The sequence below is a fragment of the Pseudomonas sp. MDT1-16 genome, from assembly GCF_054898115.1.
In genome coordinates, this window is the sequence record NZ_CM142717.1 from 5,576,907 (window position 1) to 5,594,677 (window position 17,771).

Genomic DNA, 17,771 nt, shown 5'->3' on the forward strand with positions numbered 1-17,771 from the left:
GCCTTAGTAAAATTCTTCGCTGCCCTTCACTGCTCATTGATCTTCACCGAAGGCGCTTCTCGCAAGCGGGAGAACAAATCATGCGAAATAGACTAGTCACTCGGGCCGGCAAACCGCACCACAGGCACAACATCGTACTTGCGGGGTGGGCTTGCCGGCGAAGCGATGTGTCAAACGCCGCTATAACCTGCAGACAACAAACTCGGCATATCGCGCAGACGAACCCAAGGTTCTTTCCGCCAATGCAGCAGCCGCAGCGTTCCGCCGGCCCACTCCATCACCCGCATATGCGGCGTTTGGGTCGATACGGGTCCCGCCTCCTCCCGCAACATCGGCACCACATGGTGGGTCAACCAACGCCGTAAATGGCGGTTTTCCGGGCAGTAGTGATAGACCAACATCGCGTACACGCCCGACTCACTCAGCATCAATGTCTCTTGCGAGTCGTCGCTTTCGGACAAACACATCATCCGCCGCTGATCCGCATCAAGCTTGAGCGCTTGTCTCCCGTTTATATCTACTCCCATCAACCGGCCGATATCGCGGGCGCAGAACCACGCTTCAGCATGCAGTAACAGTGCTCGCAGCTGGATGTGGTGACGGATGAATGTTTTTGGAATGAAGTGAGCTGCGCTCGTAGCTGCTTGCGCAGAGTCTTCAGGGGGATTGGAGGTAACTTTAGCCATGGCGGATCTCCTATAGAAAGTCGGAGCTGCCAGCATCACTTGCAGATGATGGGTGGCAGCTGTGCGCGGGTCTGCAAGACCGAGTAGGAGACCAATCCCGGCAGACCCGAAGGTCTCCCGCACACAGCTACCATAAATCGATGGTCGCTAATTAAAGCGACGCGATTATAGGTGCGCATGTGGCCTCCTCACAAACTATCGGCGGGCTTGCAGTCCCGGTCGCTGAATTGGCAGCGACGTCCCAGAGGTTATCGATGCTCCAGATGGGGAGCAAGACGGACAATCCCTAAAGTTCGGTAGGATCGATCGTCGAGCCAGAGGCAGCTTTAAACACACCAATAAACCAGCATCGCAATAGAGAAACGGGCGCCGTTGGGGCAGCTGGAAGGGAATGGAGAGGTTTGATAGGACACAGCCCCTGTGGGAGCGGGCTTGCCCGCTCCCACAGGGTTTATGTGCGATTCAAAACCCGCGATGGCGCTTCAGATGCTCATTGATCTTCGCCGCCGGCACTTTCTGCAAGCTGACCAGCAGATCATGCGACAACTCGCGCAACCCGTGCTTGTGCCGCAGTTCCTGCGCGAGGTGCGCCGTCAGGTTGGCCGCCATCTCGGCATCGGCCATGGCCCGGTGAGCCTTGCCGGTGTTGGGCAGGCAGGCAAACGTGGTGAGGGTGCCAAGTTTGTGGTTCGGCGCGGCGGGCATCAAACGGCGGGCGAGTAGCAGCGAGCAGGCAAAGTTCTGCAAGCGTGTGCGCTTGATGCGGCCGAGTTCAAAGTCCCAGAACTTCTGGTCGAACGCGGCGTTGTGCGCCAGCAGCGGTGTGATGCCGACGAACTCGTTGACTTCGTTCATTACCTGCTCGGCCGACGGCGCGGTGCGCAGCATGGCGTTGCTGATGCCGGTGAGTTGTTCGATAAAGGCCGGGACGCGCACGCCGGCATTCATCAGGCTCTGGTAACGCTCGACGATGCGCCCCTGTTCAAGGATCACCACGGCAATTTCCGTGGCCCGGCAGCTGCTGCTCGGGGAGATCCCGGTGGTTTCAAAGTCGATGACTGCTATGCGTTCCAAACCTGTTTCAACTCCGTAAAAATCAATTCTTGAGCAGCAACGCGCCTTCGATCGGCACGTAGCGGCTGGCGGCGCGGATCAGCGAGTTGGCCGTCAGGCCCGGCACGCCGTAGGCCACTGCTTGCACCCCGTGTTTAGTGATGATGCGCTCCAGCAGCATGTCGAAATCACCGTCACCGGAGGCCAGCACCACTTCGTCGACATGATCGGCGGCGTCCATGATATCGAGGGTGATGCCCACGTCCCAGTCGCCCTTGGCCGAGCCATCGCTGCGCTGGATGTAGGGCTTGAGCTTCACGGTGAAACCGAGGTTGCGCAGGATCTGCTGGAATTGCTGCTGTTTGCTGTCGCCACGATCGATCGCGTAGGCATAGGCCTCGACGATCTGCCCCTGTTTGCTGATGTCAGCCCACAGGGCGGCATAGTTGAAGTGGCAACCATAAGCCTGACGCACGGTGTAATAGAGGTTCTGGACATCGGCGAACACTGCGATTTTTTTCACCGGTCATCCTCATTAGCGCGCCGGAGCGCGGGCAGGATCAGGCACCAGGCCCGAAAAGTGGTCCAGTATGCCAGCCCGAAGGATTGTTCCGCGAATAATCGGTCCGAAGCGCCAGAGCGCTCCAGACGAATGGCGTATCAGACGAAGGAATCGTCGTCGCCGAAGAACGATGAGCTGTCATCGCTATAGTCGGCGTCGGTAAAGCCGCCCTGATCATTGCTGTAAGAATCGTTACCAGCCACGCGCTGATCATCGCCTCCGCCATTGCCGCTGTCGCTCTGATCATTGACCTGAGCCGGTTCTTCCTTGATGACTTCAGCCACTTCCGGCTGCTGATTGTGGTGGAACAGGCTGCTGATGCCTTGCGCCAGCATCACGCCACCGGCCACACCGGCTGCGGTTTTCAGCGCACCACCGAGGAAACCGCTGCCGGCAGGCTGTTGCGCAGCGTCATTCTGCTGAGGAGGCGCTGAGCCGAAGTTCTGTTGTGGCGGCTGCGAATTGAACGACGGCCCCGCCGGTTCACGCCAGCCGCCACCGCTCGATGCGGGTGGGCTTTGGGTTGGAGCAGGCTGCGAATCACGGGAACCGCCACCGAATATGCTCGATAGAAAGCCGCCGCTGGTTGCCGGAACCGCCGGCTGAGCTTTGGCCTGCTGCAGTTCGGCCTGCAATTGCTGGATTTGCTGGGCGAGCTGCTTGTTCTGTTCGTCGAGGCTCTTGATGGCCGCCTCTTGCACCAGAATCGCCTGGGTCATGAAATAGCCTGCCGCTGGCTGGCGAGTCAGATGTTCCTTGATCCGCGCCTCAGCCTGGGCGTCGCGCGGGGCTGAGTCCGTTTCGGCCTGTTGCAGCCGGGAAAACAGTCCATCGATCAGGGTTTGTTCTTCGCTGTTCATGGCGACCTCGTAGATTGCCGGGAATATCTGCCCTATCCACTGTGGATAAGGGACACCCCTCTAATGGAGGTTGATGCAGGATGTTTCAATGGTCTTTACCGAACGTTTACGTTTGCGCCCCAAAGCGCTTCATCGGTTAAAGTGTGCCACTGCTTCCAACCTGCGATACCGACTGATGAATTCGTTCGATGTACTGCGTGACTCTCTGTATTTCTTCAAACGCAATCTGGGCCAGATCGTTCGGCTGTGCCTGCCGCTGGTGATCTTCGAGGCGCTGTTGCAACTGGTGGTCGACCACTCCACCGAGCCGGACAGTTTTCCTGGTATCAGCGTGATGGTCGGCTTGCTGGTCTACCCGCTTTACACCGGCGCACTGATCCTGTTTCTCGATGCCCGCAGCCGTGGCGAATCGCCGCGCAATCGCGACCTGCTGGCGATGTCCGCGACCCTGTGGCCGCGCTTCGCCCTGCTCACCGCCCTCAATACCCTGCTGATCCTGATCGGCCTGTCGCTGTATTTCCTGCCGGGCATCTGGCTGATGGTGACCCTGGCGTTTGGCGAATACCTGTTGGTGCTACGCGGCCTGGCCCCGCTGGCGGCGATGAAGGAAAGCCTGCGCCTGACCCGCGGCCACTTCCTGCGCATTCTGGTGTGCATTTTGTGCGTGATGGCGCCGTTGTGGCTACTCAAGGGCGCGACCCTCGCGGTTTACCCAGAGCCGCAGAACCCGGTGTTTTCTCTGCTGATCGACAGTGCTCACAGCTTCCTGCAACTGTTCACCAGCGTGGTGCTGTTCCGCTTGTTCATGCTGATCAGCGATGTGCCCGAAAAAATTGACGGGCCGCTCTGACTAGACGACGCGCCCCTTGTAGCAGCTGGCGCAGCCTGCGTTCGGCTGCGAAGCAGTCGCAAAATCAGTGCTCAGGGTGAATCAGGTAAATCGCGTGAGCCGGTTTAACGACTGCTTCGCAGCCGAACGCAGGCTTCGCCAGCTGCTACAGGGGCGTGTCACGGCTAATTGATGGGTATGCCGTTTCGCCCTTGGGCTTAAGCCGGATGCTCGGTTATGCTCGGGGTCAACTTTTGTAACGCTATAAGCCGAGCCATGACCCGTCTACTGCGCTACACCCTGCTGGGCCTGTTGATGATGACCGGCCTGATTGCCTTGCTGATCTACAACCTGACCTGGCGTCCCGAACCCAAGGAAGCATTACCGGTCAGTTGCAACGCCCAGGCACCGACGCTGGTGCCCGGTCAGGCGCTGAAGGTGATGACCTGGAACGTCCAGTACCTGGCGGGAAAACGCTACGTATTCTGGAATGACCTGGCGGCCGGCAATGACGAAAAACCCACGCCCGATGACATGGCCTTCAGCCTCGATGAAGTGGCGCGGGTGATCCGCGACGAGCAACCGGATGTCGTGCTGTTGCAGGAGATCGATGACGGCGCCAAGGCCAGTGATTACCAAAACCAGTTCACGCTGCTTCAGGAGCGGGTCGCGGACCTTTATCCGTGCAGCGCTCATGCCTTCGACTGGAAAGCCGATTTCGTGCCTGAGTCGCACATTTTCGGCAGCGTCGGCCGGCAACTGGCCGCCCTCAGCCGCTATCAGATCGAGCACGCCGAACGCCTTCAATTACCGGTCGCGCCGGCCAACTTCGTCACCCGCCAGTTCAAACCGAAAAACGCCTTGCTGGTCACCTATCTGCCGTTGAGCGACGGCGGTCAGGTAGCGGTGCTCAACACCCATCTGGACCGCGTTACCCAGCCCGACGAAACGCTGCAAGCCCAGGTGACGGCCGTGGCCAAAGTCCTCGACACGTTCGAAAGCCGCGGCACGCCGTGGTTGATCGGCGGGGACTTCAACCTGTTGCCGCTGGGGCAATATCGACGCCTGCCCGATGAGCAACGCACGCCCTACTCCGCCGACAGTGCGCTGCATGTGCTGTGGGACAAGTACCCGATGATCCCGACCAACAACGAAGCCAGCGGCATTGATCGAGCGCGGTGGCTGACCCACTACCCGAACGATCCGGGCTTGAACGGCCCGGACCGGACGGTCGACTACCTGTTCTACAGTCCACGGATCAAACGGGTCGAGGCGATGGTGAGGCAGGACGACACCTTGCGCATTTCCGATCACTTGCCGGTGATCGCACGGTTCCTCTTGCCTGCGGCGCCTTAGGGCTGAATCAATGCTCCTCCTCCAGCTCATCGTGCAATAACCCGAAGATCTTGCGCTTCATGTCGATGAACGAGCGCTCCATGACCCTGTCCAGGGTCCGTGGGCGCTCGATCGGTACGTCCAGAATCTGCTTGATCCGCCCAGGCCTGGCCCCCATCACGTAGACCCGGTCACCCAGCAGAATCGCCTCGTCGATATCGTGGGTCACGAACAACACAGTCTTCTTGCTGTTGCCCCAGACCCGCAACAACAGCTGCTGCATTTGCAGGCGCGTCTGGCTGTCGAGTGCGCCGAAGGGCTCGTCCATCAGCAGGATTTGCGGGTCGTTGGCCAGCGCCCGGGCAATGGCGACGCGCTGCATCATGCCGCCGGAAAGCTGCTTGGCGTAGTTATCGGCGAACCCGGTCAGACCCACTTCGTTGACGTAGTAGTCGACGATATCCTTGCGCTGGGCGGCCGCCATGCCGCGACGCTTGAGGCCGAACTCGACGTTCTGGCGCACGGTCAGCCACGGGAACAGCGTATAGCTCTGGAACACCATGCCGCGATCCGCGCCCGGGCCCTGCACGTGCTGACCGCCGACGTAGATTTCGCCTTCCGTGGGCTCATTCAGACCTGCCGTGAGATACAGCAGACTCGACTTGCCGCAGCCCGAAGGCCCGACCAGTACGGCGAATTGTTGATCCGGCACTTCGAAAGACACCTGCTCTAACGCTGTGAATATTCCGCCATCAGGCTTCTGATAACGCAGGCTGACCTTGTCCACTTGCAGCCGTGGCGCGGCGTGCACCGGGGCCGCCTGTGGCGTGATGAAACGCGGGTTGACGGCGCTTACTGAGCCCATGCGGTGATCCTCAGACGTAGGAAACGAAACAGTTGATCGGTGACCAGGCCCAACAGGCCGATGATCGCGATGGCCAGAAAGATCACATCCACTTGAAAGCCGCGCATGGCTTTAAGGCTCAGGTAACCCAGGCCGCTGGACGCCGCAACCAGCTCGGCGACCACCAGGTAAGTCCAGGCCCAGCCCATCGTCACGCGCAAGGCATCGAGCACACCCGGCAACGACGCCGGGGCAATCACATGCAGCACCGCATCGCGGCGGTTCGAACCCAAGGTGTAAGACGCGTTGATCAGGTCCTTGGAGATACCTTTGGACACGTCCGCGATCATCACCAGTTGCTGGAAAAACACGCCGAAGATGATCACCGAGACCCGCTGCTCCAGACCGATGCCGATCCACAAAATGAACAACGGCACGAACGAAGTGACCGGCAGGTAGCGGATGAAATTGACCATCGGCTCAAGGAACGCCTGGACGATGCGAAAGCTGCCCATCAGCAACCCCAGCGGCACCGCCACCAACGACGAGACGATGAAACCGACCATCACCACTTCGAGGCTGGCCCATACATGCAGGCCGAGGGTGCCGTCGCGGCTCAGGCGCACGGCGGCCTCGACCACCGCGCCCGGTGTCGGCAAGAACATGCCCGGCACCACGCCGCCGTAAGACAATCCGGCCCACAGGCCGATCAACAACACCCAGGCCAGACCGCTCGCGCTCCAAATCACCGAAACCGGCAAACCGGTCTTGGGCGTGATGCAGCGGCTCAGCCATGAATTGCGCTTGAACATGCGGACCTCCTAGAGCGGGCTGACGAAGCGGTTGTCGATCAGGTCGTCATTGCTGACGTTGTAGGGTTTGCCCTGCAATTCACTGGCGGTCTCGTTGGCCAGTTTGATCAGCGGTGCGCTGTCGCCCGGTTTGCCTGGCGAGCCGAAGAGTTTTTCGCTCATGGCCTGATCGTAAAAGCGCACGCCTTGTGCGGCAGCCGCCAGCTCCTTCGGATCGGCGAGGTAACCGCCGACGCCTTTGGCCATGATTTTATAGGCTTCTTCTGGATGGTCCTTGGTGTACTGGACCGCTTTGTACAGACCAGCCACCAACGCCTTGACGTCTTCCGGCTGCTTCTCGATGACCGTGCAGTTAAGCGCGACCACGTCGACAATCACTCCCGGCGTGCTGCTGCTGTCGATCAGCACCTTGCCTTGTTGCTTGTTGCGGACCATCGACAGATGCGGTTCCCAGGTCACGGCGGCCGGCACGCGACCGGCGATGAACGCGGTGGCGGCATCGTCGGCGGTCATGTTCTGCACGGTGATGTCGCTCATTTTCATGCCGTGTTTTTTCAGCAAGTACGACAGCCAGAACTGCGAGGTCGAACCTTCGTTCACCGCCACGGCTTTGCCCTTCAGCTCCTGCAGACTCTTGACGTCCTTGCCCACGAGCACGCCGTCGCCACCATGGCTGTCATCGAGTGCGGCCACCGCTTTGAAGCAAAATTGCGGGCGGTACTTGAGCACTTCGTCGATGGTCGACGCCGAGCCCGACAACTCTCCCGAGGCTTGCGCAGCCATGTACATCGAAGCCTCTTCGACGACGGGCAATTCGACGGTCAGACCGTTTTCCTTGAAGTAGCCCAGATCCCGGGCCAGGTAGAGCGTGCCATATCCGACCCACGTGGTGTGGCCGATGGACAGGGTGCCGGCCTGGGCGCTGGTAGCGACCGTCGCGGCGATGGCGGTGACCGCCAGTGGATGAGCGAAGCGGGTAAGCAAGGACTTGATCATGGAGCACTCCCAAAGCTGTTGATTTAGTTTTGTCATGGGCAGTACGGCCAGTGGCCTTGGAGCAGAAGCAACCTGAGGTCTCTGATGGACCTTTCGGTGGTCAGCGTTTGGCTGACTGGCGAGGTCGATGTTGGCCCAAGGCGGGGATTAGGAAAATTAGGAAATATGTCGATGGGAGTGATGAAAAAACTGGGTAGCGTGCGCGGTAAAAGGGCAGTGTTGGCGGGGGTGCACGGGGTGGGTGCAAAAGGTGAGACGATGATCGTTCCCACGCTCCGCGTGGGAAATGCAGCCCGGGACGCTCCGTGTCCCAAAGCGGACGCAGAGCGTCCATTGAGGCATTCCCACGCAGAGCGTGGGAACGATCAGTGGAGCTCAGAGTCGGCCGTATTCCTGCGCCGTGCGATCGACTGCCTTGAGGGTCTTGCCGACCAACTCATCAACCTCTTCGCGACTGGCAATCAACGCCGGCGCCATGATCATCCGCCCCAGCGTCGAGCGAATAATCACCCCTTCTTCGAAGCCGATCGTGCGGCAACGCCAGGCAATGTCGTTCTCATTGGCGAAGCGCTTGCGACTGGTTTTGTCCTCCGCCAACTGCAGCGCCGCGACCATGCCGACACCCTGAATATCGCCCACCAACGGGTGATTGCCGAATACCTCGCGCAAGCACTGTTGCAGGTACGGGCCGATGTCATCCTTGACCCGCGTCACCACCCCTTCATCACGCAAGGCCTTGAGGTTGGCGATGGCCACCGCCGCCGCCACCGGGTGCCCGGAGTAGGTCAAGCCGTGGGCAAACACCCCGCCCTGCTCCACCAATACCTGGGCGATTTTCTTCGACAGAATCAGACCGCCCATGGGGATGTAACCCGAGGTCAACCCCTTGGCGATGGATAAGGTGTCCGGCTCGAAACCGAAGTGCTCGTGGGCGAACCATTCACCGGTACGACCGAAGCCACCGATCACTTCATCGGCGCACAACAGCACGTCGTACTGGCGGCAGATTCGTTGAATCTCCGGCCAGTAACTCTCCGGCGGAAAGATCATTCCGCCGGCGCCCTGGAACGGTTCGGCGATAAACCCTGCGACCTTGTCGGCACCCAGTTCGAGAATCTTCGCTTCCAGTTGCTGCGCCGCCCGCAGGCCAAATTCAGCCGGGGTCAGATTGCCCTCGTGGGCGAAAAAGTACGGCTCGTCGATGTGCTCGATGTCGGGGAGCATGCCGCCCATTTCGTGCATGAACTTCATGCCACCGAGCGCCGTCGCCGCCAAGGTCGAGCCGTGGTAACCGTTCCAGCGACCGATCATGATTTTCTTCTCGGGCTTGCCGAGAATCGTCCAGTAACGACGCACGGTGCGGATCAGCACCTCGTTGGCTTCGGAGCCGGAGTTGGTGTAGATCGCGTGGCTGTAGTGCCCCGGCAACAGGCTGAACAGCAACTCCGAAAGCTCGATGACCTGTGGGTGGGTGGTGTGGAAAAACATGTTGTAGTACGGCAACTGTTCCAGCTGCCGGGTCGCTGCAGCCGCCAGATCCTTGCGCCCGTAACCGAGGTTGGTGCACCACAGCCCGGACATGCCGTCGAGGTAACGCCGACCATCGTTGTCCCACAGGTGCAGACGCTCGCCACGGACCATCACCCGAGGGCCTTCATCGTTGAGCGCTTTTTGATCGACGAATGCGTGGATGTGGTGCGCAGCGTCGGCGGCCTGGTAGTCGCGGGTTTCACGTGGTGTGGTCATCGCCAGTTCTCCGTTTTGTTATTAGCGGCTGTTATGAGCGCAGCTGAAACCAGGTGGTTTTCAACTGCGTGTATTTATCGAATGAATGCAGCGACAGGTCGCGGCCGAAACCGGATTGTTTACCGCCGCCGAAAGGGACGGTCACGTCCAGCGCATCGACGCTGTTGACCGACACCGTGCCTGCTCGCAATTGCCGCGCCACGCGGTGGGCACGATTGAGATCATCGGTCCACAGCGAGGCCGCCAATCCGTAGACGCTGTCGTTGGCCAGCTGCAAGGCGTGAGCCTCGTCATCAAACGCCGTGACCGCCAGCACCGGGCCGAACACTTCATCGCGAAACAGCGGCATGTCCGGGCTCACGCCGGTGAAAATCGTCGGCTGGATGAAGTTGTCGGAACCGTGGAAAATCGACTGCCGCCCACCGCACACCTTCGTTGCACCGTGGCGCTCAGCCTGCTGAATAAACTTCATGATGCGCGCGGTCTGACGGCTGTCGACAATCGCCCCGGCGCGGCTCGACGGGTCCAGCGGATCACCCGGCTGCCAGCACTCGGCCTGCGCCTTGAGGCGCTCGACGAACTCGTCATGGATCGAACGTTCCACCAGCAACCGCGAGTTGGCCGAACACACTTCACCCTGATTGAAGAAGATCCCGAATGCGGCTTTCTGCGCCGCCAGATCGAGGTCCTGGCAATCGGCGAACACCAGATTGGCGCTCTTGCCGCCGCACTCCAGCCACACCTGTTTCAGGTTCGATTGCGCGGAGTACTGCATGAAATACTTGCCCACTTCGGTGGAGCCGGTGAACACCAGGCAATCGACATCCGGGTGCAAACCGAGGGCTTTGCCGGTCTGCTCGCCGAGCCCCGGCAGCACGTTCAGCACGCCGGCTGGCAAGCCGGCTTCCAGCGCCAGCTCGGCCAGACGCAACGCGGAAAACGGTGATTGCTCGGCGGGTTTGAGGATCACTGAATTGCCCGCCGCCAGCGCGGGAGCGAGTTTCCAGGCGGCCATGTCCAACGGGAAATTCCACGGCACCACCGCAGCGACCACGCCCAGCGCCTCGCGGGTGATGGTTGCCAACACGTTTTGCGCGCTGGGGGCGATCTGGTCGTAGAGTTTGTCGAGACTTTCGGCGTACCAGCGAAACACCCCGGCGGCGCCCGGTACGTCGATGTTGTAGGCGTCCATCACCGGCTTGCCCATGTTCAGCGAATCGAGCAGCGCCAGTTCTTCGCGGTGGGCCATGATCAGGTCGGCGAGGCGCAGCAGCACTTGCTTGCGCTCGCCCGGCGATCGCGCCGACCAGGTCCCGGCCTCGAACACTTGCCGCGCATTGCTGACCGCGGCGTTCACCTCTTCATCGCCGCACGCAGTCACATTTGCCAGACACTGGCCGGTGGCCGGATTGATCGCTGCGAAAGTCTGGCCCGACTGCGCCGAGCGAGATTTGCCGTCGATGACGGCCTGGTCGGGTAACCGCAGCGCGGCAGCTTTGTTTTGCCAATATGCAAGCTCGAACACGTTCAGATGCTCCATGGACTTTTCTTGTGTCTGGATGGTGGCCCAGGCCCGTGTCCAGGAAAAATAGTAAAAATATCTTCGCAGACCATGAAAAAACTGGGCAGCCAATCTCCCCGGTGGCGCGGTATGTGGTTATTGTTCAGGCATAACAACACCGTCGTCAGAACGGATGCAGTCGGCGCAAAAATTGCCTGGATGTCGAGTCCATCCACCCCGAGGTTTGCCGTGGCTGCCTACAACCTGCGTCAATTGAAATACTTCATCACCACCGTTGATTGCGGCAGTGTCGCCGAGGCTTCGCGTAAGCTGTACATCGCCCAGCCGGCGATCTCCACGGCGATCAAAGGCCTGGAGGACAGCTTCGGCGTGCAACTGCTGATCCGTCATCATGCCCAGGGCGTGTCCTTGACCCCGAGCGGCGCGCGCTTTTATCGAAAGGCCCAGGATCTGCTGCGCATGGCCAAGGAGTTCGAACAGAACGCCCTCGCCGACAACGACGTGGTGGCCGGGCAAATCGATATCGGTTGCTTCGAAACGGTCGCTCCGCTGTACCTGCCACAGTTGATTGCCGGGTTCTCGGCGCTGTACCCGGGGGTGAAAATCCGCATCCGCGACGGCGAGCAGCAAGAGCTGGTGCAAGGCCTGACGTCGGGCACCTTCGACCTGGCGATCCTGTACGAACACGACCTCGACGCCACCATCCAGACCGAACCGCTGATGCCGGCGCAGCGCCCTTATGCGTTGTTGCCGGCGGATCATCGCTTTGCTCAGCTCAAGCAAGTGTCGCTGCGCGATCTGTGCCTGGAGCCGATGATTCTGCTGGATGTGCAACCGAGCCGGACCTACTTCGTCAGCTTGTTCGAAGAGTTGGGGCTGACGCCGAACATTGCCTTCAGCTCACCGTCGATCGAGATGGTGCGGGGGATGGTCGGGCAAGGGTTCGGTTTCTCGATCCTGGTCACCCGGCCGCATTCGGAATGCACCTATGACGGCCAGAAAGTGGTGTGCGTGGACATCGTCGAAGACGTCACCGGCTCAGGGCTGGTGGCGGCGTGGCTCAAGCGCGGGCAGTTGACCAAACCCGCGCAGTTGTTTGCGGATTATTGCCGGGAGCAACTCACCGCCAAGGCCGGGGCCAGGCCTTAGCGATTATTTGCGGGGCTTGATTCGCGCCGTTGCTTCAGCCACCAGCGGATCATCCGGCCAGTAGTGCTTGGGGTACCGACCCTTCAAGTCCTTCTTCACCTCGGCATACGTGCTGCGCCAGAAGTTTGCCAGGTCCTGGGTCACCTGCACCGGCCGTCGCGCCGGGGACAGTAAATGCAGTTTGACCACCTGCCGACCACCGGCAATCCGCGGGGTTTCGGCCAGACCGAACAGCTCCTGCAACCGCACCGCCAGAATCGGCGGCTGCTCGCTGTAATCCAGACGAATCGACGAACCCGACGGCACGCTCAGATGATGCGGCGCCAGCTCATCGAGCCGTTGCGGCAGCGGCCACGGCAATAGGTTATGAACAATGCTCGACAGGTCCAGATTGGCGAAATGGCTGAGCCGCGAAACTCTCCCCAGATACGGCATCAGCCACTGTTCGAGGCTTTTGAGCAACGCAGCATCGCTGACATCCGGCCATTCACTCTGCTCCTTACTGCCGAGGTCCAGCTGCCGCAACAACGCCACCCGCGCCTGCCATTGACGCAGTTCTGGCGTCCACGGCAACAGCTCCAGACCTTTGCGTCGCACCAGATTGACCAGTGCCTGACTGCGGGCCGTTTCATCGAGGCCGGTCAGGGGTTCGCGGCTGAGGATCAATTCACCAACCTTGCGCTGACGCTCGGCCCGCAACACGCCTTCACGCTCGTCCCAATCCAGTTGATCGACGCAGCGCACCTGTTCGGCCAGCACCGAATCGAACAGCGCCGGATCGAAATCCGCCGCCAGATAAATTCGTTCTTCACGCTGGCCCTGACGACTGCCGAGGTCGGCGATCACCAGCCAGGGTTGCTTCATCAAACTGTCGGCTTCGGCAAACAGCGCTGCACGACCGTTGGCCAAACGATATTCCGCACCACCGGCCCGGCGCTGTTGGGCGACCCGATCCGGATAGGCCAACGCCAACAGCGCGCCGAGCCAACGCGGATGATCCGGATCGCTGACCGGCTCCGATGCTTTACTCCGCAGGTAACCGCGGTACTGCCGCGCCAATTGCCGAGCCCTTTGCACGCCACCCTGAGCGCCGCGTGCGGCCCGTTCTTCGCCGGACAACAACACCAATCGGCTGTGCAGATCCGCGCCGGCGCCACGCAAAATATCCCGCTCACCGAGCAAGGCCGCGACATCGCACGCCATGTCGGCCAAGCCGAGCGCCTGACCGCGCAACAACAAATGCGCGATGCGCGGATGAGCCGGCAGTTCGGCCATGGCCTGACCGTGCCGGGTCAATGCTTCACCGTCCAATGCGCCCAAGCGCTCCAGCAGATCTTGAGCCTGTGCATATGCCGCCGCGGGCGGTACGTCGAGCCAAACCAACTGCCCCGGCGTAACGCCCCAGCGACTGAGTTGCAATGCCAGACCGGCGAGGTCCGCCGAAAGGATTTCCGCGCTAGCGTAGGCCGCCAATTGTTCGTGCTGATCCAGCGACCACAACCGATAACACACGCCCGGTTCCAAGCGCCCTGCCCGACCCGCACGCTGAGTGGCGCTGGCGCGAGAAATACGTTGGGTGTCGAGGCGGGTCATGCCGCTACCGGGATCGAACCGCGGCACTCGCGCCAACCCGGCATCAATCACTACGCGCACGCCGTCGATGGTCAGACTGGTCTCGGCGATGTTGGTGGCCAGCACCACTTTGCGAAAGCCTGCCGGTGCCGGGTCGATCGCGGCGCGTTGCGCGGCCAGGTCCAGTTCACCGTGCAATGGGCAGAGCAACACCTGCGTGCTCGCGCCCAGCGCATCGGCGAGTTGCTGATGCACCCGACGGATTTCCGCCTGCCCCGGCAGGAACACCAGCACGCTGCCGGTTTCATCATTCAAGGCTTCAAGGATGGTCTGTACCAGACGTGGCTCGATGAATTCACCGGGCTGGAACGGTCGGCCCCAGCGCATCGCCACCGGGTACATGCGACCTTCGCTGCGCAAGATCGGCGCGTCATCCAGCAACCCCGCCAGGCGTTCGCCTTCAAGGGTTGCCGACATCAACAGGATCTTCAGCGCTTGATCATCACGAAACAGCTCGCGGCCATTCAGGCTCAAGGCCAACGCCAGGTCGGCGTCGAGGCTGCGTTCGTGGAATTCGTCGAAGATCAGCAAACCCACACCTTCCAGCGCCGGGTCGTCCTGCAAACGCCGGGTGAGGATGCCTTCGGTGACCACTTCGATACGGGTGTTGGGGCCGACTTTGCTGTCGAGACGAATGCGATAACCGACGGTTTCACCGACCTTCTCGCCCAGCTCACTGGCCAAGCGCTCCGCCGCCGCCCGCGCCGCCAACCGGCGCGGTTCGAGCATCAGAATGGTCTGCCCGGCCAACCAGGGCTCGTTGAGCAAGGCCAACGGCACGCGGGTGGTTTTACCGGCACCGGGCGGTGCTTCGAGCACGGCTTCGTGGCGTGTAGCCAAGGCTTCACGCAGGGCGGGTAAAACTTCATCAATCGGCAAAGAAATCATGCTGGGTCCCCAGGGCGTGCCCACAGTAAATTGCGAGTCGCGTTGAAGCTGTGGGCGTGCCAGGCAAGGCGCGGGACGCCGGTAAGGGTCGTTTCCTTACCAAGTTCCGCAACGCAGCATGGCGCGTCCACAGCTTCAGCCCGGAGGGCCGAACCCCGATAAAATTTATCAGCCGTCGCGCGTTGTCGATCTGGAAAAAACAACATCAATCCTCAACAATTCCAGTGGGGGTGAGACGAGGGCGCAATTTACTGTGGGCACGCCCTGCCGGCGCGAGTATAACGGCGAACTGCTTGTCGCTCGTTGCTGTCCTAATTCATATCGACGACGCTTCGTTTTCCAGATGACTCAGGAGATTTCATATGCGTATTCCCTTTCGCTTGATTGGCGGTGTATTGGTCGCGACGTTGCTGACGCAAGTGACCGCTTGCGGATCGATTTTCTACCCTGACCGTCGTGGTCAGATCGACGGCAAGATCGACCCGGCCATCGCCGCGCTCGATGCCGTGGGCCTGCTGTTCTACATCATTCCCGGCCTGATCGCGTTTGCCGTGGACTTCGCCACTGGCGCGATTTACTTCGAGCCCGGCAAGACCACCCAAGTGGCCCCGGAAAAACTCAAGGAAGCCATCGGCGCCGACGGCAAGGTCGATAACCACAAGTTGCAGACTATTCTCGAAACCGAACTGGGACGTAGCTTCCCGCTGGACGACCCGCGTCTGATTCAGCATAAGGGCAGCGCGCAGCAACTGGCCATGTTCGGCCTGCAACCTGCCGCGTAATCCGTGCCTGTGAAGGAACACTTAAAGGACAAGCCGCCCCTATGATCGCAAGCTCCGAACACGCCCGCCTGTTGCGGCTGGCGACCCGCGCCTCGGTCGCGGTGGCGTGTACGCTGATCGTCGCCAAAGCCATCGCCTGGTGGTTGAGCGGTTCGGTGAGCATGCTCGCCGGGCTGACCGACTCGACCCTCGACGGCGTCACCTCGCTGCTCAACTTGCTTGCGGTGCATTACGCCTTGCGCCCGGCCGACGACGATCACCGTTATGGTCACGGCAAGGCCGAGTCGCTGGCAGGCATGGCTCAGGCGTTGTTCATTGGTGGCAGTGCTGTGCTGATTGCCTTGCAGGCGATCGATCGACTCAAACACCCGGAACCGGTGGGGGCGCCATGGATCAGCATCGGGGTGATCGTGTTTTCCCTGGTGCTGACGCTGGCCCTGCTGATGTTGCAACATCGGGTCGTCAAGGCGACCGGCTCCAACGCGGTGCGCGCCGACTCTCTGCATTACCGCTCGGACATGCTGCTCAACGGCAGCATTCTGGTGGCGCTGGTGCTCGCCGGGTTTGGCTGGCATCAGGTCGACCCTTGGTTTGGATTGGCGATCGCCGTCTACATTCTCTGGAGCGCGATTCAGATCGGCCGGGAAAGTTTTACGGTGCTGATGGATGAAGAACTGCCGTCGGACGTCAGCCAGCACATGCTCGAACTGGCCTGCGGCGTACCGGGAGTATTGGGGGCGCACGACTTGCGTACACGGATTTCCGGTAGCCAGTGGTTCGTGCAGTTGCATCTGGAATTACCGGGGGATTTGACCCTGTCAGTCGCTCACGGCATCAGCGACCAAGCCGCCGATGCTATTCATGCCGCCTACCCGCGAGCCGAAGTACTGGTGCACGCCGACCCGCAGGAAGTGGTGCAGACCACCAGGGCTCAGAAACTCACCTGATAACCGCGACTGCTCAGGCAGTTGCCCTGGGCCTGGCGGTAGGCTTGCACCACCGAGGGGTCCGGCTGGTAGGTGGCCGTTCGCGGATCGAAGCCACTCTGCTGCACTGCGTATTGATAGCACTCGTAACCGTCCTGGTTGACCTGCTCCGGCGACTGACCGTTGGCTGGATACGCCACCACGTCATAACTATTGCTGACCGGTTGCAGCTGCGGTTGCACGGGCGGCTCGACCACGATGTAATCCTGAGTGCTGTCCTGATAGGCGTAATACGAGCCGGCCGCCAGGAACAACAGCGCACCGCCGATCCACACTTCACGCGCGTAATCGGGCAAGTAGCGGGTGCGAATCCCGCGTGGAGGCTGCACCACTACATAACGCGGGCCGAGCGGGCGATACCAGTAGCCGCCGGAGTAGAAGTAATCCTGCCCACGATAGGGCACGCGGTAATCACGGTCCGGGAAGCGATCGATCACATGACCGGGTCGGTACTGCGGGCCGGAGCCCCAGCCATTACCGTGCCCATCCGGGCGACCGGTCCAGCGATGGTCATTGGGACGCGGACCGTTGTTCTGCCAATGCGGGTTGTTATCGTTGCGCCGCGGCACGTCCTGATAGTAACCACGCTGCGGCTGCTGGGTCTGGCGCACGGTGTCGGGCCGACCCTGGATCGGCAGGTCATTGGCCGGTAGTTGCGGCGGCGGCGGTGGTGGTCGAACCGGACTGTTGTAGTCGTGCGGCTGACGGTTCTGCTGATTCTGGCCGTTGTGCTCGAACTGGCGACTGTTGTCGCCACGAATGATGTCGTTGTTCTGCGGACGCGATTGATTCTGCTGCTGATTATCGCCGCCATGGCCCTGATTGTTTCCCTGATGGCCGTCCGAGCCACGTTGTCCACCATCGGGACCCCGGTTTTGCGGCTCATCGGCCAGCGATTGCGCAGTGACACATACACACAGCAAACCAACACCGGCCAAACGCCAGATGCGCGACTTCATGCTTTTCCTCACTGCGGGTTAGGGCCTGTACGTAAGACTGGGAAAGCACCGGCCGGTTCTGCAACAGGTTATCAGCCCTCCACTTATTTATTGAGGAAGACTTTATCTAGGGCATGCCAAATTCCGGGCA

The 17,771-nt window shown here is 60.9% G+C and carries 16 protein-coding genes; 5 read left to right on the plus strand and 11 right to left on the minus strand.

The features are described from left to right. Window positions 1-170 precede the first annotated feature (170 nt). From ACYZT3_RS25765 to ACYZT3_RS25780, 4 genes are all read right to left on the minus strand, one after another. Window positions 171-686, minus strand: coding sequence for a BRO-N domain-containing protein (locus ACYZT3_RS25765; protein WP_462031023.1), 516 nt, complete (start codon window positions 684-686; stop codon window positions 171-173). Window positions 687-1,148: 462 nt separating this feature from the next. Further along, a complete protein-coding gene (locus ACYZT3_RS25770) occupies window positions 1,149-1,760 on the minus strand; it encodes a 3'-5' exonuclease (protein WP_462031024.1) in 612 nt (203 codons plus the stop codon). A 22-nt stretch (window positions 1,761-1,782) separates the two neighbouring features. Further along, the gene (locus tag ACYZT3_RS25775; RefSeq protein WP_236483033.1) at window positions 1,783-2,262 is read right to left on the minus strand and encodes a LabA-like NYN domain-containing protein; all 480 of its coding nucleotides are present in this window, start codon (window positions 2,260-2,262) and stop codon (window positions 1,783-1,785) included. A gap of 137 nt (window positions 2,263-2,399) precedes the next feature. Next, window positions 2,400-3,161 carry a DUF2076 domain-containing protein gene (locus tag ACYZT3_RS25780; protein WP_462031025.1) on the minus strand — a complete coding sequence of 254 codons (762 nt, stop codon included), beginning with the start codon at window positions 3,159-3,161 and terminating at the stop codon, window positions 2,400-2,402. Between the two features lie 175 nt (window positions 3,162-3,336). On the opposite strand from ACYZT3_RS25780, the gene ACYZT3_RS25785 reads away from it, so the two are divergent. After that, window positions 3,337-4,011 carry a YciC family protein gene (locus ACYZT3_RS25785; protein ID WP_449645750.1) on the plus strand — a complete coding sequence of 225 codons (675 nt, stop codon included), beginning with the start codon at window positions 3,337-3,339 and terminating at the stop codon, window positions 4,009-4,011. Between the two features lie 255 nt (window positions 4,012-4,266). Beyond that, complete coding sequence (locus ACYZT3_RS25790; RefSeq protein WP_462031026.1) at window positions 4,267-5,346, plus strand: endonuclease/exonuclease/phosphatase family protein; 1,080 nt, start codon at window positions 4,267-4,269, stop codon at window positions 5,344-5,346. Between the two features lie 7 nt (window positions 5,347-5,353). On the opposite strand, the gene ACYZT3_RS25795 is transcribed toward ACYZT3_RS25790, so the two are convergent. From ACYZT3_RS25795 to ACYZT3_RS25815, 5 genes are all read right to left on the minus strand, one after another. After that, window positions 5,354-6,190, minus strand: coding sequence for an ABC transporter ATP-binding protein (locus tag ACYZT3_RS25795; protein ID WP_282381313.1), 837 nt, complete (start codon window positions 6,188-6,190; stop codon window positions 5,354-5,356). Next, window positions 6,178-6,981 (minus strand): ABC transporter permease, encoded by an 804-nt coding sequence (locus ACYZT3_RS25800; RefSeq protein WP_462031027.1) that lies wholly within the window; start codon window positions 6,979-6,981, stop codon window positions 6,178-6,180. Before ACYZT3_RS25800 ends, ACYZT3_RS25795 begins: the two co-directional genes overlap by 13 nt. A 9-nt stretch (window positions 6,982-6,990) precedes the next feature. Beyond that, window positions 6,991-7,977, minus strand: coding sequence for an ABC transporter substrate-binding protein (locus ACYZT3_RS25805; protein WP_462031028.1), 987 nt, complete (start codon window positions 7,975-7,977; stop codon window positions 6,991-6,993). 375 nt (window positions 7,978-8,352) lie between these two features. Further along, complete coding sequence (locus tag ACYZT3_RS25810) at window positions 8,353-9,723, minus strand: aspartate aminotransferase family protein (protein WP_462031029.1); 1,371 nt, start codon at window positions 9,721-9,723, stop codon at window positions 8,353-8,355. Window positions 9,724-9,754: 31 nt separating this feature from the next. Continuing rightward, entirely contained in the window at window positions 9,755-11,248 is a 1,494-nt protein-coding gene (locus tag ACYZT3_RS25815; RefSeq protein ID WP_462032427.1) for an aldehyde dehydrogenase, read from the minus strand. 225 nt (window positions 11,249-11,473) lie between these two features. On the opposite strand from ACYZT3_RS25815, the gene ACYZT3_RS25820 reads away from it, so the two are divergent. After that, on the plus strand, window positions 11,474-12,394 hold the full coding sequence (locus ACYZT3_RS25820) for a LysR substrate-binding domain-containing protein (RefSeq protein WP_282381354.1): 921 nt from the start codon (window positions 11,474-11,476) through the stop codon (window positions 12,392-12,394). A 3-nt stretch (window positions 12,395-12,397) separates the two neighbouring features. Here ACYZT3_RS25820 and hrpB read toward each other — a convergent pair whose 3' ends face one another. Next, the gene (gene hrpB, locus ACYZT3_RS25825; protein ID WP_462031030.1) at window positions 12,398-14,914 is read right to left on the minus strand and encodes an ATP-dependent helicase HrpB; all 2,517 of its coding nucleotides are present in this window, start codon (window positions 14,912-14,914) and stop codon (window positions 12,398-12,400) included. Between the two features lie 362 nt (window positions 14,915-15,276). On the opposite strand from hrpB, the gene ACYZT3_RS25830 reads away from it, so the two are divergent. Then, window positions 15,277-15,696: a polyribonucleotide nucleotidyltransferase gene (locus ACYZT3_RS25830; RefSeq protein WP_282381321.1), complete on the plus strand. Its 420-nt coding sequence runs from the start codon at window positions 15,277-15,279 to the stop codon at window positions 15,694-15,696. 41 nt (window positions 15,697-15,737) lie between these two features. Next, window positions 15,738-16,643, plus strand: coding sequence for a cation diffusion facilitator family transporter (locus ACYZT3_RS25835; protein WP_282381323.1), 906 nt, complete (start codon window positions 15,738-15,740; stop codon window positions 16,641-16,643). On the opposite strand, the gene ACYZT3_RS25840 is transcribed toward ACYZT3_RS25835, so the two are convergent. After that, a complete protein-coding gene (locus ACYZT3_RS25840) occupies window positions 16,628-17,641 on the minus strand; it encodes a DUF6515 family protein (protein ID WP_282381325.1) in 1,014 nt (337 codons plus the stop codon). The genes ACYZT3_RS25835 and ACYZT3_RS25840 overlap by 16 nt on opposite strands. Window positions 17,642-17,771 lie beyond the last annotated feature (130 nt).